Origin of the sequence: Cellulophaga sp. Hel_I_12 (assembly GCF_000799565.1) — a bacterium.
Lineage (GTDB): Bacteria > Bacteroidota > Bacteroidia > Flavobacteriales > Flavobacteriaceae > Cellulophaga.
In genome coordinates, this window is record NZ_JUHB01000001.1 from 3,172,685 (window position 1) to 3,195,804 (window position 23,120).

The 23,120-nt window shown below is 35.5% G+C and carries 20 protein-coding genes and 1 tRNA gene; 11 read left to right on the forward strand and 10 right to left on the reverse strand.

Annotated elements, in window-relative coordinates:
• Positions 1-2: 2 nt before the first annotated feature.
• Positions 3-533, reverse strand: a complete 531-nt coding sequence (locus tag GQ45_RS13780) for a hypothetical protein (RefSeq protein WP_047418887.1) — start codon at positions 531-533, stop codon at positions 3-5.
• A gap of 101 nt (positions 534-634) precedes the next feature.
• On the opposite strand from GQ45_RS13780, the gene GQ45_RS13785 reads away from it, so the two are divergent.
• Both GQ45_RS13785 and odhB read left to right on the forward strand, forming a co-directional pair.
• Positions 635-3,445: a 2-oxoglutarate dehydrogenase E1 component gene (locus GQ45_RS13785; RefSeq protein WP_047418888.1), complete on the forward strand. Its 2,811-nt coding sequence runs from the start codon at positions 635-637 to the stop codon at positions 3,443-3,445.
• Between the two features lies 1 nt (position 3,446).
• Entirely contained in the window at positions 3,447-4,694 is a 1,248-nt protein-coding gene (gene odhB, locus GQ45_RS13790) for a 2-oxoglutarate dehydrogenase complex dihydrolipoyllysine-residue succinyltransferase (RefSeq protein WP_047418889.1), read from the forward strand.
• Between the two features lie 78 nt (positions 4,695-4,772).
• On the opposite strand, the gene GQ45_RS13795 is transcribed toward odhB, so the two are convergent.
• Both GQ45_RS13795 and GQ45_RS13800 read right to left on the reverse strand, forming a co-directional pair.
• A complete protein-coding gene (locus tag GQ45_RS13795; RefSeq protein ID WP_047418890.1) occupies positions 4,773-6,125 on the reverse strand; it encodes a cytochrome-c peroxidase in 1,353 nt (450 codons plus the stop codon).
• A gap of 96 nt (positions 6,126-6,221) precedes the next feature.
• Entirely contained in the window at positions 6,222-6,659 is a 438-nt protein-coding gene (locus tag GQ45_RS13800) for a TIGR02281 family clan AA aspartic protease (RefSeq protein WP_047420433.1), read from the reverse strand.
• Positions 6,660-6,768: 109 nt separating this feature from the next.
• On the opposite strand from GQ45_RS13800, the gene GQ45_RS13805 reads away from it, so the two are divergent.
• From GQ45_RS13805 to GQ45_RS13840, 8 genes are all read left to right on the forward strand, one after another.
• The gene (locus tag GQ45_RS13805) at positions 6,769-7,536 is read left to right on the forward strand and encodes a TatD family hydrolase (protein WP_047418891.1); all 768 of its coding nucleotides are present in this window, start codon (positions 6,769-6,771) and stop codon (positions 7,534-7,536) included.
• Between the two features lie 9 nt (positions 7,537-7,545).
• On the forward strand, positions 7,546-8,571 hold the full coding sequence (locus tag GQ45_RS13810) for an asparaginase (protein ID WP_047418892.1): 1,026 nt from the start codon (positions 7,546-7,548) through the stop codon (positions 8,569-8,571).
• A 69-nt stretch (positions 8,572-8,640) separates the two neighbouring features.
• Positions 8,641-8,728: transfer RNA gene (locus tag GQ45_RS13815), tRNA-Ser, on the forward strand.
• Between the two features lie 80 nt (positions 8,729-8,808).
• Complete coding sequence (locus GQ45_RS13820) at positions 8,809-9,606, forward strand: MotA/TolQ/ExbB proton channel family protein (RefSeq protein ID WP_047418894.1); 798 nt, start codon at positions 8,809-8,811, stop codon at positions 9,604-9,606.
• Between the two features lie 23 nt (positions 9,607-9,629).
• On the forward strand, positions 9,630-10,073 hold the full coding sequence (locus GQ45_RS13825) for a hypothetical protein (RefSeq protein WP_047418895.1): 444 nt from the start codon (positions 9,630-9,632) through the stop codon (positions 10,071-10,073).
• 12 nt (positions 10,074-10,085) lie between these two features.
• Complete coding sequence (locus GQ45_RS13830; RefSeq protein ID WP_047418896.1) at positions 10,086-10,712, forward strand: biopolymer transporter ExbD; 627 nt, start codon at positions 10,086-10,088, stop codon at positions 10,710-10,712.
• A 24-nt stretch (positions 10,713-10,736) separates the two neighbouring features.
• Positions 10,737-11,222 carry a biopolymer transporter ExbD gene (locus GQ45_RS13835; protein ID WP_047418897.1) on the forward strand — a complete coding sequence of 162 codons (486 nt, stop codon included), beginning with the start codon at positions 10,737-10,739 and terminating at the stop codon, positions 11,220-11,222.
• A 218-nt stretch (positions 11,223-11,440) separates the two neighbouring features.
• The gene (locus GQ45_RS13840) at positions 11,441-12,133 is read left to right on the forward strand and encodes a porin family protein (protein ID WP_047418898.1); all 693 of its coding nucleotides are present in this window, start codon (positions 11,441-11,443) and stop codon (positions 12,131-12,133) included.
• Here the strand turns inward: GQ45_RS13840 and GQ45_RS13845 are convergent.
• The 6 genes from GQ45_RS13845 to pyrH all read right to left on the reverse strand — a co-directional run bounded on the left by GQ45_RS13845 (position 12,128) and on the right by pyrH (position 19,619).
• Complete coding sequence (locus GQ45_RS13845) at positions 12,128-12,733, reverse strand: hypothetical protein (RefSeq protein ID WP_047418899.1); 606 nt, start codon at positions 12,731-12,733, stop codon at positions 12,128-12,130. The two genes, GQ45_RS13840 and GQ45_RS13845, sit on opposite strands and share 6 nt — an antisense overlap.
• On the reverse strand, positions 12,733-14,196 hold the full coding sequence (rpoN, locus tag GQ45_RS13850) for an RNA polymerase factor sigma-54 (RefSeq protein ID WP_047418900.1): 1,464 nt from the start codon (positions 14,194-14,196) through the stop codon (positions 12,733-12,735). Before rpoN ends, GQ45_RS13845 begins: the two co-directional genes overlap by 1 nt.
• Before the next feature lie 59 nt (positions 14,197-14,255).
• Positions 14,256-15,689, reverse strand: coding sequence for an asparagine--tRNA ligase (gene asnS, locus GQ45_RS13855; RefSeq protein ID WP_047418901.1), 1,434 nt, complete (start codon positions 15,687-15,689; stop codon positions 14,256-14,258).
• A gap of 82 nt (positions 15,690-15,771) precedes the next feature.
• Positions 15,772-18,159: an RND family transporter gene (locus GQ45_RS13860; protein ID WP_047418902.1), complete on the reverse strand. Its 2,388-nt coding sequence runs from the start codon at positions 18,157-18,159 to the stop codon at positions 15,772-15,774.
• Positions 18,160-18,313: 154 nt separating this feature from the next.
• Complete coding sequence (gene frr / locus GQ45_RS13865) at positions 18,314-18,871, reverse strand: ribosome recycling factor (RefSeq protein ID WP_047418903.1); 558 nt, start codon at positions 18,869-18,871, stop codon at positions 18,314-18,316.
• A 40-nt stretch (positions 18,872-18,911) separates the two neighbouring features.
• Complete coding sequence (gene pyrH, locus GQ45_RS13870) at positions 18,912-19,619, reverse strand: UMP kinase (protein ID WP_047418904.1); 708 nt, start codon at positions 19,617-19,619, stop codon at positions 18,912-18,914.
• 363 nt (positions 19,620-19,982) lie between these two features.
• Here pyrH and GQ45_RS13875 point away from each other — a divergent pair, with 363 nt between their 5' ends.
• The gene (locus GQ45_RS13875) at positions 19,983-21,851 is read left to right on the forward strand and encodes a peptidase M61 (RefSeq protein WP_047418905.1); all 1,869 of its coding nucleotides are present in this window, start codon (positions 19,983-19,985) and stop codon (positions 21,849-21,851) included.
• A 266-nt stretch (positions 21,852-22,117) separates the two neighbouring features.
• Here the strand turns inward: GQ45_RS13875 and tsf are convergent, their stop codons facing one another.
• Positions 22,118-23,077 carry a translation elongation factor Ts gene (gene tsf, locus GQ45_RS13880; protein WP_047418906.1) on the reverse strand — a complete coding sequence of 320 codons (960 nt, stop codon included), beginning with the start codon at positions 23,075-23,077 and terminating at the stop codon, positions 22,118-22,120.
• Positions 23,078-23,120 lie beyond the last annotated feature (43 nt).

A 23,120-nucleotide genomic window follows, 5' to 3' on the forward strand; every position in this document is an offset into this window, starting at 1 on the left:
AATTAAAAATACACACGTACAAAAGGAATAAAGGCGTCAGCATAGATACTACGATCATCCTGTAGAAGGTTATATTTGATACCTACCATAAAATTCCGATTGCCATAACCAGCGCCAACAAATACAGCCGGACTCCAATAGTTATCCGTAATATCAGGTGCACCTCTTACAGCCAATTTTCTATTGATTCTAAGGGTTTCTAGTTCCGCTGAAAGCTGAATGGCAGGAATTACATTGTATAAAGAAATAAGACTACCGCCATAGGCAAACAGCGAATCATCATTTATTTTTGCATAATTAAAACTCAATTGGGTGCCTGCGGCGAATTGGTCATTGAATTGGTAAATGGCACTGGGTGAAATAGCGCCGTTGAAAAATCTGTCTCCAAAACCTAAACCAATGCCCCCGCCAAAGCGAACATTGTTCCAAAAATCACTGGAAGGGCTGTTTTGTGAAACCCCCAATTGTACTAAGAGTAGAAGAATGATATTTAAAAAGTGATTTTTTAACACGATTTTCTTTAAAACCTTCATAATTATAAAATTTCATTAATATTAGTATCGAATATAGGACTAGAATATTGAAATGTTGTATTTTTGTTTAAATTTTATTCACAGGGAAGAGAAAATTATTTATGGATAAATATTCCTTTTTAAACGCTGCACACACTTCATTTTTTGCAGAGTTATATGACAAGTATTTAATGAGTCCGGATAGTGTAGAGCCAAGTTGGCGCGCATTTTTTCAGGGATTTGATTTTGGTCAAGAAAGTTTACAAGACGAACTGGAGACCCCAACACGGAGCGAAACCAATTTTTCGCCATCCACTGCCGAAATTCCGCAATCATTGCAAAAAGAGTTTCAGGTAATTAGGCTTATTGATGGGTATAGAACCAGAGGTCATTTATTTACCAAAACAAACCCGGTTCGCGAAAGAAGACAATATTCACCAACCTTAGACATCGAAAATTTTGGACTGGCTGAAGCTGATTTGAATACGGTCTTTAAGGCTGGTGAAGTTTTGGGCATAGGCTCAAGCTCGTTGAAAGAAATTATCGACCACCTTAAACGTATTTATTGTGATGCTATAGGGGTAGAGTACATGTACATTAGAAATCCTGAATACGTAGAATGGATTCAAAACTGGTTGAATGTCAATGACAATCATCCTAAATATGATAATGACCATAAGAAGCATATCTTAAAAAAATTAAATCAAGCCGTTTCATTTGAAAGTTTTTTACATACCAAATACGTAGGTCAAAAACGATTTTCTATTGAAGGTAACGAATCTTTAATTCCTGCTTTAGACGCTGTAGTAGAAAGGGCATCAGAATTAGGGGTAGAGCAATTTGTCATGGGAATGGCACACCGTGGAAGGTTAAATGTTTTAACCAATATCTTTGGCAAGGCAGCGAAAGATATTTTTAGTGAGTTCGATGGTAAGGATTATGAGCAAGAAATTTTTGATGGTGATGTAAAGTATCATTTAGGGTGGACTTCAGATAGGAAAACCAACAACGGTACTAAAATAACCATGAACATTGCACCGAATCCGTCGCATTTAGAAACAGTGGGTGCTGTGGTTGCTGGGATTACCAGAGCAAAGCAAGATGCAAAATACAAAGATGATTTTTCTAAGGTATTGCCCATTATTGTCCATGGAGATGCTGCGATTGCGGGCCAAGGTCTTGTCTATGAATTAGTTCAAATGGCTAATCTTGATGGGTACAAAACAGGAGGAACAATACATATCGTTGTAAACAACCAAATTGGTTTCACCACCAATTATTTAGATGCAAGATCATCGACCTATTGTACCGATGTAGCGAAAGTAACCTTGAGTCCGGTATTGCATGTAAATGCTGACGATGCTGAGGCTGTAGTGCACGCTTCGTTATTTGCATTAGAATATAGAATGCGCTTTAAAAAAGATGTTTTTATAGATTTATTAGGCTATAGAAAATACGGGCATAATGAAGGAGACGAGCCACGTTTTACCCAGCCTAAATTGTATAAAGCAATTGCAAATCACCCAAATCCTAGAGATATCTACGCGGAAAAATTGTTGCAAGAAGGCGTCATCGAAAAGGATTTTGTTAGTCATTTAGAAGAGGAATATAAAGCAAGTCTAGAAGAAGAATTAGAAGATTCTAGAAAAGAAGATAAGACCGTAATTACGCCATTTATGGCGGATGAATGGAGTGGTTTTACAGCCGTTCGTGAGTGGGAAATGTTAGACACCTATGACACCACTTTTGAGAAGAAAAAATTAACTGAAATTGCGAAAGTAATTACAGAACTACCCAAGGATAAGAAATTTTTACGCAAGGTGGAAAAATTGGTCAATGATCGTAAGAACATGTTCTTCAAAACCAATAATTTAGATTGGGCTATGGGCGAATTATTAGCTTATGGTTCTTTGTTAGCCGAAGGTTTCGATGTTAGAATGTCAGGTCAAGACGTAGAAAGGGGTACCTTCTCTCACCGGCATGCTGTCATGAAAGTAGAAGAAAGTGAAGAGGAAGTAGTATTGCTAAATTCAGTGGCTAAAAAACAAGGGAATTTCACCATTTACAATTCTCTTTTGTCAGAATATGGTGTAGTTGGTTTTGATTACGGTTACGCTATGGCGAGCCCAAATACCTTAACCATCTGGGAGGCTCAATTTGGAGACTTTAGTAACGGAGCACAAATCATGATCGATCAATATATTTCTGCGGCTGAAGATAAGTGGAAATTACAAAATGGATTGGTAATGTTGCTGCCACATGGCTATGAAGGTCAAGGAGCAGAGCACTCTTCGGCCCGTATGGAACGTTATTTACAACTGTGTGCTAGAGATAATATGTATATTGCTGATGTGACTACACCAGCACAAATGTTTCATATTTTACGTCGACAAATGAAGGCGAATTTTAGAAAGCCTTTAATTATTTTTACACCAAAGAGCTTACTAAGACATCCAAAAGCAGTTTCAACAGTGGAGGAATTTGCCGAAGGAAGTTTTCAAGAGGTTATAGATGATGCCACTGCAAACGTTAAGAAAATAAAGAGTCTTGTTTTTTGTACAGGTAAGTTTTATTACGATTTGTTAGCGCAAAGAGAAGAATTAAAACGCGATGATGTAGCCTTGGTTCGTATTGAACAGCTGTTTCCATTACCTGCAGATACGATCAAAGAAATTACCAAAAAGTATACGAACGCCAAGGATATTGTTTGGGCACAAGAAGAACCCAGAAATATGGGTGCCTGGAGCCATTTAATGATGCATTACAGTGAGGCCAGTACATTTAGAGTGGCATCAAGACGCTTTTATGCATCACCTGCGGCTGGTAGCGCCGTGCGTTCAAAACGCAGACATCAACAAGTAATAGATTTTGTCTTTGACAAGACAAAAGATAACATGACAAAAACGATAACAAAACAAAATAATACAAAGTAGGATGATTTTAGAAATGAAAGTTCCTTCTCCGGGAGAATCGATAACAGAGGTAGAAATTGCATCTTGGTTAGTAAAAGATGGTGATTATGTAGAAAAAGATCAGGCAATTGCAGAAGTAGATTCTGATAAAGCTACACTGGAACTGCCTGCTGAAGAAAGTGGTATTATTACCTTAAAGGCAGAGGAAGGCGACGCCGTTGCTGTAGGTGAAGTAGTTTGTTTAATTGATACTAGTGCTGCTAAACCAAGTGCTAAGAAAGAAGATACTTCAACAAAGGAGGAGGTAAAAAAAGAAACTACTGAAAAACCTGCTTCGCCGGCAGCCAAAGAAGAAAATAAGGCTGCAAAACAAGCCCCAGCTAAAGAGTCATATGCTACAGGTACGGCCTCTCCCGCTGCAAAGAAAGTGCTGGCTGAAAAGAATATTTCAGCAGATGCAGTGAAAGGAACTGGCAGGGATGGAAGAATAACCAAAGAAGACGCTGTTAATGCAAAACCTTCTATGGGTTCTCCAACTGGCGGTACTCGTGGTGAAAGCCGCTCTAAATTATCTATGCTTCGCAGAAAAGTTGCGGAGCGCTTAGTGACTGTTAAAAATGAAACAGCCATGTTAACCACCTTTAACGAGGTTGATATGTCGCCTATATTTGAATTAAGAGAGCAGTACAAAGAAGATTTTAAAGACAAACATGGTGTAGGTTTAGGATTTATGTCCTTTTTTACCTTAGCAGTGGTAAGAGCACTGGAATTGTTTCCATCAGTGAATTCTATGATTGATGGCAAAGAAATGATTTCTTATGACTTCTGTGATATTAGTATTGCAGTTTCTGGTCCTAAAGGACTTATGGTGCCAGTAATTAGAAATGCGGAGAACTTAAGCTTTAGAGGAGTAGAAGCAGAGGTAAAACGTTTAGCGATACGTGCAAGAGAAGGAGAAATTACTGTGGATGAAATGACAGGAGGTACGTTTACCATCACCAATGGTGGTGTATTTGGCTCTATGTTATCTACGCCAATTATAAACCCTCCACAGAGTGCTATTTTGGGAATGCACAACATTGTTGAAAGACCGGTTGTAAAAGATGGAAACATTGTAGTGGCACCTATTATGTACGTTGCCCTATCCTATGATCATCGAATTATTGATGGCAAAGAGTCCGTAGGATTTTTAGTGGCCGTAAAAGAAGCTTTGGAAAATCCTATTGAGCTTTTAATGGAAAACGATGTAAATAAAGCATTAGAATTATAGTATTGTACTAATACTAAGAGCTAAAAAAATCCTGAAGATTGTTTCTTCAGGATTTTTTTCTTTTAAGACTATTTTAAATTAGTTACAGCCCATATCTTGTTTTGATTTGGCATCTGCATTTGGGAAACATAAGCCTGTGGGTAATGAGTTTGGGTTGTAGCGTTGCAAGTTGCGATCTAATAAACTTTTTTCAATAAATTCGGTGAGTAAATCAATTTCATGCTCGCTAAGGCCTAAGGGTGAAAATTCATTAGCTAATGCCACAAGTGGTACATCGTTATGCTCTTTAAGCGCATTATTTTTATAGGCAATAACCTCTTTGATACTGGTAAATGACGCCCCGTGTCCAAAAAATTCAACATCTGCTAAATTGTACAATTGAGGTACTTTAAATGTATAGTTGTCTGAAGGATTATTTGTAAAACCACCACGGCCTTTTTTGGTGGCCTCATCAACAGTTCCATGAACACCAGTACCCGATAAATCGTTCATACCCAAAGCGTAAAAGGCTTCAGAATTTAGTGCGGGACCTGAATGACACTGAAAACATTGTGCTTTCCCAAAAAACAATAATGCTCCTTTCTTTTCATTCGAAGTCATGGCATTGACATCTCCTTTTAGCCAATTTTGAAAATTAGTATCGTTCGCCAATAAGGTTCTTTCATAGGCTGCTATCGCTAGACCAGCAGTAATTAAGCTGTATCGTTCAGCTAGATCGACTTCTGGAAAAGCATCGTTAAATAATGCTTCATAGTTGTTGTCTGAACAAAAAGTTTTGTTGATATCCATTCTATGCACAGTTAAACCAGCTATAGCCTGAGTTTCTAAACCTTCAAATCCTAAATTGTTGGTCTCTTTTGGGGTTCCAGAAGTCCAGTTAGCCTCTGTTCCTATATTAGACCCAGTAGCGCCAAATTGTCCATTCCAAAGCATTAATTTTTGATAGGCTGAATTTAATACGGTAGGCGATTTTATAGGTTGAACATCAACGATATCCGCTGTAAAATCGGGCGCCATAACACGCGCTTCTCCATGCAGTCCAAAACCTATTCCACCATCACCAATACCTTGTTTAATGCCACTTTGAAAACCAGCTCCGCTGTGATGGCAGCTCGCACAAGAATAGGTTTTTTGGTGCGTTTCTTTTTTAGAATTCATACCGATTCCCGTTTCATGAAATAGTAATTTACCTAACAAAACTTTAGCGTCGGTTAAAGGGTTGTTAGGATCTGCGGGAATATTTGAGAAATCATCACTTTCGGGGAGCACAAAATAGTCCAAAGTACCGCCAAGAGCAACTAGGGTAGTCTTTAATTTTTGATCTTCAAGCTCACTCGAAATTTCAATATAATCGGTATCCTCAGCACAACTGCTAAAAAAAACCATGACGATACATAATGCAATGATGTTGTAGGTTACTTTGGAAAACATAAGATGTATTTATAAAATGTTAAAGCGAAGTTAAATAAAGCGTAAAAAAGAGCGCTATGATTTCGCTAATAAACCTATTTTATAGCTGAATAGGTGTTATTTTAAATAAATACATTTTTGATCATAGTCAATGATGGCTTTGCCTTTTTTGAGCACATCGGCACCGATAATACCATCTACGGGGAGTGCATTGTGGGCAACAAGGGCTTCATTGACATGGACGAGATCAAAAAGCACTATTTTTAATTTGGTGTAGTGCCAAGTGTCAATTTCTAAGCTGTTTTTTGTAGAAATAAGAGTTTCCATATTTGTAGCTCCAGCTCCGGCGGCTTTTATTTTCGACGCTTTCGAAGTAAGCTCGAAGTATTCGATTTTATCGAAACCCACACAGGTGTTTGATGCGCCGGTATCCACTATAAACCTGCCCAATATACCATTAATTTTTGCCTTAATTTCAAAATGATTAGTAGCGGTTAAATCAAGCTTGGTTTTAGAATATCCCTTAGCTTGTAAGAATTTTTTTAGTGTTTTCAATTTACTTTTTTTCAAAGATACTGCACTTTGTACAGCTAGAAAATGCCAGGTCTTATTATTTAAGAACTTAAATGGTAGTAAAGAAGTGTGATAATTCTATTTTTGTAGCATGATAATTACGGACACACATACGCATCTTTATAGCGAAGCTTTTGATTCGGATAGGGATGAGGTCATAAAACGCGCTATAAAAAACGGAATTCAACGTTTTTTTATTCCAGCCATAGATTCTACCTACACCGATGCCATGTTGCAATTACAAAAAGCGTATCCTGATCATGTTTTTTTAATGGCAGGACTACATCCAACCCATGTAAAGGAAGATTTTGAAAAGGAATTACAGCACATCGAGGAATTGTTGGCAAACCACACCTATTATGCCATAGGGGAAATAGGAATTGATTTATATTGGGATAAAAGCTATTTGAAACAACAACAAACCTCCTTTAAAAGACAAATTCAAATCGCTAAAAAACACAATTTACCGATTGTAATTCATTGTCGTGATGCCTTTGATGAAGTTTTTGAAGTATTAGAAGATGAAAAGTCTGATGATTTATTCGGAATCTTTCATTGTTTTACTGGAGATTATGAGCAAGCACAAAAGGCCATATCGTATGGGATGAAATTAGGAATTGGTGGTGTGGTCACTTTTAAAAATGGAAAAATCGATACTTTTTTAGCCCAGATCGACGTAAAGCACATTGTTTTAGAGACCGATTCGCCGTACCTAGCGCCTGTGCCTTATAGAGGTAAACGAAATGAAAGTGCTTATTTGATGGAAATAATAAATAAATTAGCCTTGATTTATGATTGTACAATTGCAGAAATTGCAGAAATTACTACCCAAAACTCCAAAGAAGTTTTTGGGATTTAATAGCGTTGTATGAAAAAAACAAAAATTTTACTAATCTATACAGGCGGAACCATTGGGATGATGAAGGATTATAAGTCTGGGGCATTAAAGGCATTTAATTTTGCAAAATTGCTTAAAAATATACCAGAATTAAATCAACTAGATTGTGAAATTCAAAGTCATTCTTTTGAAACACCTATAGATTCATCAAATATCAATACGGAGCATTGGGTCGCCATTGCAACTACTATCGAAGAAACATACCATGAGTATGACGGGTTTGTGGTGCTTCATGGCAGCGATACTATGAGTTATTCCGCTTCAGCATTGAGTTATATGCTTGAGAATTTGTCAAAACCCGTTATTTTTACAGGATCTCAATTGCCTATTGGTGATCTCAGAACCGATGCCAAAGAGAATTTAATTACCTCTATACAAATAGCAGCATTACGCGAGAAAGATAAAGCAGTAATTCAAGAAGTAGGCTTGTATTTTGAATATAAATTGTATCGAGGAAATAGAACTACGAAAATAAACGCAGAGCATTTTGAGGCTTTCGCTTCTTTAAATTATCCTGCACTTGCAGAGTCCGGAGTGCACTTAAAAGTTCATTATGAGTATTTATTAAAGCCTAATAAGCTAAAAAAGTTGGTGGTTCATAAAAATTTAGACACGAATGTTGCCATTTTAAAATTATTTCCTGGATTCAATGAAAACCTATTAAAAAGTGTTTTAAGTACCCCAAATTTAAAAGCCTTAATTATTGAAACCTATGGGGCAGGGAATGCTCCGACCGACCAATGGTTGATTGATCATCTAAAAAATGCAAAAAAAAATGGTGTACAAGTTATTAACGTAACACAGTGTTCAGGAGGAAGTGTTATCATGGGTCAGTATGAAACTAGCGAGCATCTTCAGCAAATGCAAGTAATTAACGGTAAGGATATTACCACAGAAGCCGCGATTACCAAGCTGATGTATTTATTAGGAATGGATGTTTCCCCAAAACTCTTTAAAACAATTTTTGAAACACCACTTCGTGGAGAAATGATTTAAAATTAACTTTTTTAATTTCGTATAGTACTTTTTTTTTTGTTAATTCGACCCCTTGAAAAAATTGTATTGAGAGAGGTGGCCGAGTGGTCGAAGGCGCACGCCTGGAAAGTGTGTATACTCCAAAAGGGTATCGAGGGTTCGAATCCCTTCCTCTCTGCTTTTAATTTTTTTAATTTTTTAATTGTAAAATTTTTTTATCTTTAACCCATTAACTAATCTAATTTAAGTTTGAAAGAAATGAAAAGATTATTCTCTATCCTAGCTGTAGCTGGGTTATTTGTTATCAACACAAATACTGTTAACGCTAATGTAACTGCAAACGCAATTACAGCAAACCTTTCTGCAACTATTGCTACTACGGCAACAATGATTCAAGATGCTGCCGCAGCAACAACTGAAGCTGAGAGAGGTTTTGTTCAAGTTTTAAAAGAAAAATTTATTGAAGGTGGCGCTGGCTTCATGGGTATCGTACTATTATGTTTGATACTAGGTTTAGCCGTTGCTATTGAAAGAATTATTTATTTAAACTTAGCAACAACCAACACTACAAAACTAAAACAAAGAGTAGAAGACGCATTAGCTTCAGGCGGTGTTGAAGCTGCGAAAGAAGTTTGTAGAAACACTAAAGGTCCTGTGGCTTCAATTTTTTACCAAGGCTTAGACAGAGCTGGTGATAGTGTTGAATCTGCCGAAAAAGCAGTTGTAGCTTATGGTGGTGTTCAAATGGGTCAACTAGAAAAGAACGTTTCTTGGTTGTCTTTATTTATCGCTATTGCACCGATGCTTGGTTTCATGGGTACGGTAATTGGTATGATTCAGGCCTTCGAGAAAATTGCTGCTGTTGGTAACTTAAGTGCTTCACTTATTGCAGGTGATATTCAAGTAGCCTTATTAACTACGGTATTTGGTCTTATTGTGGCGATTATACTTCAAATTTTTTATAATTATATCATCGCTAAGATTGATAGTATTGTAAATGATATGGAAGACTCATCAATCTCTTTGATTGATATGTTGGTAGATCACAAAAAATAAGTCGGACTTAAATACCAAGTAAAATGCATAAAATAATAAAAATAATATTAATAGTTCTCAGTATTGCAGGCTTCATATTATGGACACAGATGCCAAGTGGCGATATGATGCCCTCTGAAGCAATTGGGAGTAGTTCTATGAACTTTATGTTCATAATTACATTTATCCTATTAGCTTTTGCGGTAGTTGTGAGCTTGTTTTTCGGATTAAAGAATGTTTTTTCTTCACCAGAAGGTTTAAAAAGAACATTGATTGGCGTTGGAGGTTTAGTGGTAGTAGCCATCATTTCTTACTTCGCAGCTTCTGGAACTGATGTTGATTTAGACGCTATGAGAGCTAAGGGTTTAGAGGCTGATGAGAGCACGGTTAAAAATATCGGAACTTTCTTAAATATCTTCTTTATCTTAACTATCATCGCGGTAGGAGCAATGGTTGTTCCGGGAATTAAAAAAATGTTTAACAAATAAAAGTAAACTATTATGCCAAGAAGAGGAGCACCACCAGAGGTTAATGCCGGTTCTATGGCTGACATCGCTTTCTTATTACTTATCTTTTTCTTAGTAACTACGACTATCGAAACAGATGCTGGTTTGGATCGTATGTTACCGCCAATTGATGAAACGGATCAACCGGAGGTTATTATTAAGCAGAAGAATATTTTTACTGTTAATATCAATAGAGATGGACGGCTTTTAGTTGAGGATGAACTAACAGATATTAAAGAGTTAAGAGAAAAAGCAATTGCTTTTTTAGATAATGGAGGGGCTGCTAGTGGCACTGAAGAATATTGCAACTATTGTCAGGGTAAAAGAGATGAAACATCTTCCGATAATCCTGACAAGGCTATTATCTCTTTAAAGAATGATAGGGAAACCAAATACAATGTCTATATCACGGTTCAAAACGAGATTGTAGGTGCGTATAATGAATTGCGTAACAGAGAGGCACAGCGCTTGTATAAGCGTAATTTTACGGAAATGGAAGCAGAATATTCGAACCAAGAAACTCCAGACGAAAGAAAAGAGGTTCTTAAAGAGCGAATTAAAAGAATTCAAGAGTTATTTCCTCAAAAGTTTTCTGAAGCTGAAACCTCTACAGGTAATTAATCGAAAAAGTTAAAAAGAAAAAATATGTCAAAATTTAACAAAAAGAAAGATGCAGCGGTTCCGGCAGTGAATACAGCCTCGCTTCCAGATATTGTTTTTATGTTACTGTTTTTCTTTATGACCGTAACGGTTATGAAAGATACCTCTGTTAAAGTTCAAAATGAACTTCCAAAAGCAAGTGAAACTAAGAAATTAGAAAAAAAGGATCAAGTGATTACTATTTATGTAGGGGCACCTACTGATGAGTATCAAAAGGTTTTTGGGAAAGAGGCTAAAATTCAGTTGAATGATAAGTTCTCAAGTCCATCTGAAGTTGGTCCTTACATTTTAGCAGAAAGAGCAAAAAAATCAGAAGATTTGCAAAACGTTTTAACTACTTCATTGAAAGTTGATAAAAATGCCAACATGGGTATTATTTCGGATATAAAAGAAGAGTTAAGAAAAGTGAATGCGCTGAAAATTAATTATACAACCTTCGAAGGTGACGCATTTGATAATCTAAATAGATAATCAATATTTCTTTCAAAAAGTATAAACGCTTCAAATTTTTATTTGAAGCGTTTTTTTTTAGTACTATTCTATTTTAAAAAGTAAACTTAAGACCCCTGAAAATCTACTAAAATACATCCTTAAATTTAGTCTATTTTTCTGGCGAACCCTTGGGGGCGACCTACACATCTTTTAGGTTTATATGCCGTTTTGAATCTAGTTTATTTTAATATCTTTGGATGATGAAGAAATTAATATGTTTTTTTTTTCTAAGCATTCCCATGCTGTGTTTTGCACAAATCGAAGAAAACACATCGGTAGTAAGCTCTAATTACTTAGAAGACCAAATTTATTTGGGGCTTCATTATAATCTGCTAGGGGATAAACCTAATGCTGTTTTTCAGCGCAATTTTTCCTATGGTTTGCAGCTGGGGCTCATAAGAGATATTCCTTTAACGACGAATGGGAGGGTGGCTTTAGGTATTGGTTTGGGCTATGCGGTGAATTCGTATTATTCAAATATCATAAGCACCAAGGCTAATGGTATGATAAGCTATCAATTTGCCGAAGATGATTTTGATTATAACAGAAGTAAATTTCAAACCCATAGTTTAGAATTGCCATTAGAATTCCGTTGGCGTAATGCCACCCGAAATAGGTATAAATTTTTTCGGATGTATTCGGGCCTTAAGTTCAATTATAACTTTAGTAATTTATCAAAACTTGTAACAGATGCGGGTAAAACTAGTTTTTCAAACTCGGATATTGAAAAATTTCAATATGGTTTAATGCTTAATGTAGGTTACAATACCTTTAATTTGCATTTATACTATGCTTTAAGCGACTTTATGAAAGACAATACAGTACTTGATACTGGAGAAAGTTTATCGCTTAAACCGCTTAGAATTGGCTTAATTTTTTACTTGTTATAACCAATAAGGTATCGTAATAAATTGTGAAACGATCCCAATGATCAGACCGGTAACAAGTGTTATGGTAGTATGAGCTCTAAAGTATAACCTTGAAGAAGCTATGAGTCCTGCCATCAAAATGAGCAAACTAATAGAAAAGGTAAGATTAATTTCAAAATGAATACTTAAATTAATCAGGTACATGGTTAAGGTGCCGATGCCCAACATGTGAAGACTTCCTTTGAATTTTACAAACAGCAACATGAGGTAGGTGAACAAGGCAATAATAAGTCCAATAAAGAAATAATACAGTTCAGCGGTATAGTTGTATGGAATTACCTTATAAACGATCATTAAAAGCAACACCAAGCTAATAAAAAGGGGATACTTACGTGCCTTGGTACTGGGAAAAAAAACTGAATTTACAAAACCCATATTTCTAAGGATTAAGAAACAAATTATCGGTACCATAACGGTGAGAATAAAAATAGGAAGTAGGTTGCCAATTTTCATTGCAAACGTGGTGTATTTTTTACTGACTAAAAAATAGCTTAGCGTACCATAAATTGGAATGAATATAGGATGAAAGACATAGGAAATAATCTTATAAAAAACTTTCATTAAATTTCTTTACGCATTCGAGCTACAGGAATACTAAGTTGCTCTCTGTACTTAGCAACCGTTCTTCGTGCAATAGGATATCCTTTTTCTTTTAAAATATCGGCTAATTTGTCATCCGTAAGTGGTTTTCTTTTTGTTTCTTCTCCTATTACGGTTTCTAAAATTTTCTTTATTTCCTTAGTCGATACATCTTCACCCTGGTCATTTTTCATAGATTCTGAAAAATACTCTTTAATTAATTTGGTGCCATAGGGGGTGTCCACATATTTGCTATTAGCCACTCTAGAAACCGTAGAAACATCCATATCAATTTTATCGGCAATATCTTTCAAAATCATTGGGCGGAGCTTGCGCTCATCACCCGACAAAAAATATTCCTTTTGATAGTGCATGATGGTATTCATGGTAACAAAAAGTGTTTGCTGTCGCTGTTTTATAGCGTCAATAAACCATTTCGCAGCATCTAATTTTTGTTTGATAAATTGTACGGTATCTTTCTGGGCTTTAGATTTTTCTTTCGCATTCTTATAGCCCTCTAACATATTGTTATAATCTTTAGAGATATGAAGCTCAGGAGCATTTCTACCATTCAAGGTTAACTCTAGTTCGCCATCTACAATTTTAATAGAAAAATCAGGCACAATGTGTTCTACCATTCTTGTATTTCCTCCAGAATACGACCCACCAGGTTTAGGGTTTAACTTTTCTATTTCTGAAATTGAATTTTTAAGTTCTTCTTCGGTAATGTTGTGTTTTTGTAGTAGTTTTTGGTAATGTTTTTTGGTAAACTGTTCAAAAGATTTTTCTAAAATTTGAATGGCTAGCTCAACACTCGGATTTAGTTCTTTGCGTTTTAATTGAATAATTAAACACTCTTCTAAAGAAGTGGCTCCCACCCCAGGAGGATCTAATTCTTGAACTATTTTTAATATTTTTCGAATTGCACCTTCGTCAGTGTAGATGTTTTGTGTAAAAGCCAAATCATCTAAAATATCAGGAATAGCCCTTCTTATATAGCCGCTTTCATCGATACTACCTACAAGAAATTCGGCAATAAACCATTCCTCGTCACTCAAATAAAAGGTATTTAATTGATTGATTAAATATTGATTAAAAGAAATTCCTGCTGCGTAAGGTACCGTCTTTTCTTCATCATCGGCACTATAATTATTTACTTGGGTTCTATACTCTGGAATTTCATCATCGCTTAAATATTCATCTATATTGATATCTTCCGCATTAATACTATCGCTATCTGACTCGTCATTGTAAACATCATCCTCATAGTCATCATCAAAATTATCTAACTCTTCTTTTCCTGTTTCCAAAGCAGGATTTTCTTCCAATTCTTGTTTTAAACGTTGTTCAAAAGCCTGTGTAGGCAGTTGAATCAGTTTCATCAATTGAATCTGTTGTGGAGAGAGCTTTTGCGATAATTTAAATGATAAATATTGTTTAAGCATGTATAGGTTCTATTCTTACGTATAAATTTAAGATATTTTGATGAATATACTTTCTATTTTTAAAACTCGGCATTCTGTGGCGTTCTCGGGAAAGGAATAACGTCTCTAATATTGCCCATTCCTGTAGTAAAAAGCACTAAACGTTCAAAACCTAAGCCAAAACCACTATGTACTGCAGATCCAAATCTTCTTAAATCAAGATACCACCAAAGTTCTTTTTCGTCAATATCCAAGGCTTTCATCTTTTCTTGTAAAACGTCTAAACGTTCTTCACGTTGGGAGCCGCCCACTATTTCGCCAATTCCAGGAAAAAGAATATCCATAGCTCTAACTGTTTTTCCATCTTCATTTAAACGCATGTAAAATGCTTTTATTTTTGCAGGATAATCAAATAAGATGACCGGACATTTAAAGTGTTTTTCTACCAAATAGCGTTCGTGTTCACTTTGTAAATCTGTTCCCCAATCTTCAATCGGATATTGAAATTTTTTCTTTTTATTTGGAGTACTGTTCTTTAAAATATCAATGGCTTCGGTATAGGAGACTCTTTTAAAGTTATTTTCAGTTACAAATTTTAATTTTTCGATAAGCGCCATATCACTGCGTTCTATCTGAGGTTTTGTCTTTTCTTCCTCTAACAAGCGTTGCTCTAAAAATTGTAAATCTTCCTGACAATTGTCAAGCACATAAGTAATTACTTCTTTAATGAAATCTTCTGCTAAATCCATGTTGGCATCTAAATCATTAAAAGCAACCTCGGGTTCAATCATCCAAAATTCTGCTAAATGGCGCGATGTGTTAGAGTTTTCAGCCCTAAACGTAGGACCAAAAGTATACACTTTCCCCAAAGCCATGGCATAGGTTTCTGCTTCTAATTGCCCTGAAACCGTCAGGTTGGTTTCTTTTCCAAAAAAATCTTCTTTAAAATTAATGCTTCCATCTTCATTTAAGGGTGGTTTCTTTTGATCTAAGGTCGATACTCTAAACATTTCCCCAGCACCTTCGGCATCAGAACCAGTGATAATGGGTGTATGAACATTATAAAAACCATTCTTTTGAAAGTACTGGTGTACGGCAAAAGATAAGGCTGAGCGTAGGCGCATTACAGCGGCAAACGTATTGGTACGCACTCTTAAATGTGCTTTTTCCCTTAAAAATTCTAAAGAATGTTTTTTGGGTTGAATAGGGTAGGTATCAGGGTCAGAAGTTCCTAAAACTATGAGCTCATTTACTTGTATTTCTAAGCTTTGCCCTCTCCCTTGACTTTCTACCAAGGTACCTTTAATCTGTAGCGCAGCGCCTGTAGTAACTTTTCTTAACAAAGCTTCATCAAAATTCTCAAAAGCTACAACACATTGCATATTATTTAAGGTAGAACCGTCATTAAGTGCAATAAATCTATTGCTTCTGAATGTTTTTACCCAACCTTTGATTGTCACTTCTTGTAAAAGATGTTTTGTAGAAAGTAATTCTTTTATGCTATTCGATTTCATGTGTTTTATGGTGTTTTATAGGCGCAAAGATAGCCTTTTTGATAAAATTGATATTTTGGAGAGGTAGCTATTCTTTTGGTTTTTATTCTAATTCCTCATTTTTTGGTAAAATATCTATTTGTGGTTCTTTAAGCACCTTTTTATTGGCAATGTTGCGTTCTAATGAAAGTAATAAAGAGGGTAATAAAATTAAATTAGATAACATGGCAAAAAGTAAGGTTGCAGAAACTAAAGTACCTAATGCTACAGTACCACCAAAGCTAGAAATGGCAAAGACTGAGAATCCAAAGAACAATACAATTGAGGTATAAAACATACTGACGCCTGTTTCTCTTAGTGCTGCGTATACCGATTTCTTAATTCGCCATTGATTAGCGGTTAACTCTTGCCTATACTTGGCGAGAAAGTGAATGGTATCATCAACAGAAATACCAAAAGCAATACTGAATACCAAAATGGTCGAAGGTTTTATGGGGACCCCTACATAGCCCATCAAGCCTGCGGTAATGACTAAAGGCAATAGGTTCGGAATTAATGAAATGATGATCATCCTAAACGAGCGAAACAAATACGCCATAAATAAGGCAATAAGTCCTATGGCTAAGGCTAAAGATAAAATTAAGTTATTGACCAGATACTTGGTTCCCTTTAAAAAAATAAGGGCACTACCCGTCATATATACATTGAAACGATCTGAGGGAAATATCTTGCTAATGTTTTCTTGAAGTTTGGCTTCGATGGCTTCCATTCTATCGGTTTTTACGTCTTTCATGAAGGTAGTAATCCGTGCGGTTTGTCCTGTAGAATCGACAAAACTCTTCAATAAATTACCGTTATCTGCCGATTTTCTAGCCACATCCATGATAAACGTATTTTCTTGACTCGTAGGTAATTGGTAGTATTTAGGAATGCCGTTATAGAAGGCTTGTTTGGAATACTTTACCAAATCGACCACGGAAACAGGTCTTGATAATTCAGGAATTTCATGAACAACTTGACTTAGTTCATCAATTTTTTTTAAAGTGGGAGCCTTTAATACGCCATTTTTTCTTTTGGTATCTACTACAATTTCTACGGGCATAATGCCGTCAAACTCTTCTTCAAAAAAACGAATATCTTGAAAGAATTCTGCATTCTTGGGCATGTCTTCTATAGGACTTCCTGAAATATCAATTTGATAAATACCGATAATACTCACGACCAAAAGAACTATAGAAACCACATAAACCGATATTCTTTTTTCACGGACAATGTGCTCCATCCAATTTACAAAGCCATCAATCCATTTTTTGTTCAGGTGTTTTAAATGCTTGGTTTTTGGCAATGGCATAAAGCTATAGACAATGGGTATGACTAATAAAGAAAGTACAAATATCCCAATGATGTTTATAGAAGCTACAATTCCAAATTCCTTTAAAAGTTGACTGTCAGTGATAATAAATGTCGCAAAACCTGAGGCAGTCGTAATATTGGTCATCAAGGTTGCATTTCCAATTTTCGAGATAACCCGCTGTAAAGAAAGGGCCTGATTACCGTGTTTTTTAACCTCTTGCTGGTATTTGTTTATTAAAAAAATACAGTTCGGAATGCCAATAACAATAATCAAAGGAGGAATTAACGCAGTTAAAACTGTAATCTCGTATTGTAATAATCCTAAAATACCAAAGGCCCACATCACTCCAATAATCACAACGCACATGGATATAAATGTTGCTCTAAAGCTTCTAAAGAACAAGAAAAATATAAGCGAAGTGACGCCTAAAGCGGCAAGGATAAATTTACTTATTTCATTGATGATGCTTTGAGAATTCATTGTTCTGATATAGGGCATACCAGAAACGTATACATTCATTTCTGTTTCTTCTTCAAATACCTCAATTAAACTTTGTAAATCTTCTAAAATAAAATCTTTTCGAGCAGATGTATTGATGATATCTTTATCTAAATAAACAAGGGTTCGGATTGTTTTTGTTTGCTTGTTATACAGTAAATCTTCATAAAAGGGTAAATCATTGAACAAGTGTGATGCTAAACTATCAATTTGGGTCTTCGTCTTTGGCTCTTCTTGAATAAAGGGTTTTAGGACAAACTCTTGTTTCAGGCTGTCTTTTACTAATTCTTGTAAATTATCGGTTGACAACACAAAATCTACTTCTGGAAAAGCATCTAATTGCTTGCTTAATTTATTCCAGCGATTAAACTTTTCAGGGGTAAATAAGCTACTGTCTTTAATAGCTAAAACCACAATATTACCTTCTTCACCAAAGGTTTTTAGAAAGGATTGGTATTGTACATTTACTTCGTGATGATCTGGTAGTAGGTTAGCTTGGGAGCTAGAAAAACGCATTTTATCCCATTGTAAGGCTAAAAAAATGGTAATACCCGTAATGATTAAAAGAATTATTATTCTATTTCTAAGAATAATGTTTGCAGTTTTTGCCCAAAAACCCTTCGTTATTTTTGTAACCATGCTCTATTTTACTATTCTTGCAAAGGTAGAAAATGATTATGTGTATTTGTATAAAACACGCCTCTGAATACCTCATAAATAATAAAAAAGAGAGGTTAGGAATAAAAAAAGCAGCCCATAGCTGCTTTTTTACTTTAATTGTACTAAAAGTTTTTTAAACTTTCATTATTTCAGCTTCTTTAACGGCTAAAACCTCTTCAATTTTTCTTGTAAAATTATTTGTTAATTCTTGCACATCAGCTTCTGCATTCTTCTTTAAATCTTCTGAGGCATCATCAAGACCCCTAATTTCTTTATTGGCTTCTTGCCTCGCATTTCTAATTCCGATTTTAGCATCTTCGGCTTCTCCTTTGGCTTGTTTCGCTAAATCTTTTCTGCGCTCTTCGGTTAATGGTGGTACACTTATAATGATAAAGTCACCATTGTTCATAGGGTTAAAACCTAGGTTCGCTATTTGAATTGCCTTTTCAATTTCTTGAAGCATCTTTTTTTCCCAAGGCTGCACAGTTAGGGTTCTCGCATCTGGGGTTGCCACGTTTGCTACTTGGCTTAGCGGTGTTTGTGAGCCATAGTAATCGACCATGACACTTGACAGCATAATAGGGTTTGCTTTACCTGCTCTAATTTTTGTAAAGGCCTTTATTAAATGGTCAATGGACCCGTTCATGCTCTCTTTTGTGCTGTCTAAAATAAATGTAATTTCTTCGTTCATTGTATGCTAATTTTAAAAAATGCTAACTATAAATTAATGCCTAATTATCAACAACAGTACCAATATTTTCTCCTGAAACTAATCGCAATAAATTGCCTTTTTTATTCATATCGAAAACTACAATGGGTAATTCATTTTCTTGACTTAAGGTAAAGGCGGTAGTATCCATAACTTTTAAGCCTTTGCTAAGTACATCTTTAAAAGAAATGGTATCAAATTTTGTTGCTGTTTTATCTTTTTCTGGATCCGAAGTATAAATACCATCAACACGAGTTCCTTTTAAAATCACATCAGCTTCAATTTCTATGGCACGCAATACGGCGGCTGAATCTGTTGTAAAATATGGATTTCCTGTGCCTCCGCCAAAAATAACAACTCTTCCTTTTTCCAAGTGTCGCATGGCGCGCCTGCGGATAAAAGGCTCTGCGACCTCATTAATTTGTATAGCCGATTGTAATCTAGTTTGAATTCCTTTTTCTTCTAAGGCACTTTGTAGGGCAAGGCCATTGATAACAGTTGCTAGCATTCCCATATGATCACCCTGAACACGATCCATACCATTACTAGCTCCAGAGAGTCCTCTAAAAATGTTTCCACCTCCTATAACTATGGCTACCTCAATACCTTTGTCGACCACCTGTTTAATGTCCTCGGCGTATTCAGATAACCTAGCGGGATCAATGCCATATTGCTTTTCTCCCATTAAGGCTTCTCCACTCAATTTTAAAAGAATTCGTTTGTAATGCATAGTTTGTGTTTAATTTAAATAATTTTCCGCCGGCTTGGCCTTTGGCTATTCTCTTTACCCCCTTTTCAATAAAGTAAAGCTTTTTTATAATAGTTTCCGTAGCGGCATAATAAAAAATGAGTGGTCCCTACATTTCTTGACCACATCAATAAAACACGTATAAACTTTTAATGGTTCATTTTATGTTTGATTTAGTTAAGCTCTAGCAAAAATAATCAAAAATAATTATGACAATAGCCGATATACTAATAATTCTATTGCTAAATCTTTCTGAAAAGTAAAGCTCATCTAATTTATATTTTATAATCTTGCCAGAAAATAAGTTAAGCTTAATTAGATATTAATACAAAAAAGAATAGATCAATGAAAAAAGTTAGTTCATTTCTCTCCCTATTACTATTACTTGTTAGTTGTGGGATTACAAAGAATATTAAAACAGCAGATAAAGTAGCCATAAAAGTGAGTATGGATTTAGTGAATGTCAATGATGATAAAGTATTAGTGGCTTTAGATCCAGGGGCATTTACAAGCGATGAAGTTTCTTTTTATATCCCAAAAACTGTTCCTGGAACTTATAGCACAGATAATTACGGAAAGTATATCGAGAGTTTTAAAGCGTTTGATTATAAAGGTGCTGAATTAAGTGTTTCTAAAACGGATGAGAATACATGGAAAATCAGTAACGGTAAAAGTTTGGATCGAATATCGTACTATGTAAACGATACGTATGACAGTGAAGCAGAACAGGAAGAGGCTGTATTTTCTCCAGCAGGAACTAATATCTTGAAAGGAGAAAACTTTATGCTAAATCTTCATGGGTTTGTAGGCTATTTTGAAAACTTAGAAGAAGCAGCCTATGAAATTTTTATAAAAAAACCGACAAATTTAACAGCGACAACATCTTTAAAAGCATTAAATAATGCAACTGTAACGAGTGATGAAGATGCATTTTACGCCTCGCGTTATTTTGAAGTGACAGATAATCCTATCCTATATGCGAAATCCGATGTGGTTTCCTTTGAAGTAAGTGGTATCACTGTGAATTTGAGTGTATATTCTCCAACGGGTATTTATAAAGCTAGTGATTTAAAAGAGAGCATGTTAAATATGATGACGGCTCAAAAAGCATTTTTAGGAAATGTCAATAGCACCCAACAATACACTATTTTATTGTACTTGTCTAAAATAGAAAATGATGCCAATGGGTTTGGTGCTTTAGAACACCATACGTCTACAGTGGTTGTTTTACCAGAGCAAATGGATAAAGAACGATTAGAGCAAGCAATGGTAGATGTTGTTTCGCACGAGTTTTTTCATATCGTAACGCCTTTAAGTGTGCATTCTGAAGAAATTAAGTACTTTGATTTTAACGATCCTAAAATGTCGCAACACCTTTGGATGTATGAAGGTACCACAGAATATTTTGCTAATCTTTTTCAAATTCAACAAGGTTTAATTGAAGAGGCTGATTTTTATAATCGCATTATGGGTAAAATAAATAATGCCAAGAGCTATGATGATAGTATGTCTTTTACCATGATGAGTAAAAATGTCTTGGAAGAACCCTACAAAGCAAATTACGGGAACGTCTATGAAAAGGGGGCATTAATTAATATGGCACTTGATATTAGTTTACGAGATTTAAGTAATGGAGAAAAAAGCGTACTCTGGTTGTTAAAAGAATTATCCAGTAGGTATGGTGAAAACAAACCTTTTAAAGATGCTGACTTGTTTGCTGAAGTGGTAAGCATGACCTATCCAGAAATTGGCTTGTTTTTTAAAACTCATGTGCTGGGAGAAGAACCCATCGATTACACCAAGTATTTAGCAAAAGTTGGTTTAGAAATGGGGACTAAGGTAGAACAAAGTGGATACTTTTTGCAAGGACAAGTTCCTTTTATTGATGTTGATGCAGACAACAACGATGCTATATATGTTCGTGAGGGCATAGAATTGAATAGTTTTTTAGTTGATCTTGGGGTACAGGGCGGTGATGTAATTAAAAGTATAGATGGTGCGGCTATTACTTTAGAAAGCATTCGACCCATTATTGGTCAGAGTTTTGGTTGGACACCAGAAAAAGAAATTACCATGGTTGTAATGCGTGATGATACGGAGCTAAGCTTGAAGGGAAAGGTAGGATCACCCACGTTGAAAACTAAAACTATTGTTCCAGTCCAGAACGCTACACCAGCGCAATTAGCCCTGCGTGAAGCTTGGATGAAAGGATAAATTTTGTTACAAATGATTATAAGAAAGACTGTCTCATGATTTGGGATGGTCTTTTTTGTTTTAGGAAAGTAAGCGTAGCTAAATGACTTGCGAATTAATAAGCTCTGGTGGTTATTTATTTTTTTAGGCTTGTTCAGGATAGGCCAAGTAGGATGTTAAGTATCTACGTTTTTTCGGTTCTTGAGGTTGTATACAGTTGTTGTAAAATAAAAAAGCCGTTTTACTGAAAAGTAAAACGGCTTTTTAAATATGTATTTTGTTTGATATTATCCTAAGGTAACACGTTTAAACGAAGTTACTGCTAAACCATCTTGTGCAGAGGATACATACGTAGCTACATTTATTTTGTCATCTTTAATAAAATTCTGATCTAATAAACATTGTTCCTGATCTAAAGTAGTATTATCAGATATAAAACGTTCCATTTTCCCAGGTAAAATTTTATCCCAAATTTGCTCTGGTTTACCTTCAGCTTTTAATTCAGCTTTTGCAGCTTCTTCAGCTTTAGCCATAACCGCTGGGCTTAATTGACTCATAGAAATATAATGAGGAACATTTTTAAGTGTTTTACCTAATCTTCCTAGTTCTTCATTCTCTTTTTCAATGACTGCGATTCTAGCTTCAGTTTCTGAAGCAACAAAATCAGCGTCAAAATCCTTGTAAGATAAGGTAGTAGCGCCCATAGAAGCGATTTGCATAGCCACATCTTTACCTACTTCTTCGTTCTTTGAAGTTAAACCTACTAAAGCCGCAATTTTGTTGATATGCACATAACTACCAACATAAGGTGCTTCTAATTTTTCAAAAGCAGTAATGTCTAATTTTTCACCAATAACACCAGTTTGTTCTACTAATTTATCAGCAACCGTCATGCCACCAAAATCTGATGCTAAAAAGGCTTCCTTAGTATCAAAATGAAGTGCTTTTTCAGCAAGTTCGTTCGCTAAGGCTACGAAGTTTTCGTTTTTACCCACGAAATCAGTTTCACAACCTAAAACAATGGCAACGCCAGAAGTGTGGTCTGCATTTACTTTTGCAATAGCGGCACCTTCTGTGTTTTCTCTATCTGCTCTTTTTGCTGCAACTTTTTGTCCTTTTTTACGAAGCACATCAATAGCTTTGTCAAAATCTCCTTCAGCTTCAACTAAAGCATTTTTGCAATCCATCATTCCAGCTCCAGTGGCTTGTCTTAATTTATTTACTTCTGCGGCGGTAATTTTTACCATCTTTTATTTCTTTTTTATAATTCCCGCCTAAGCGGGAATCTTA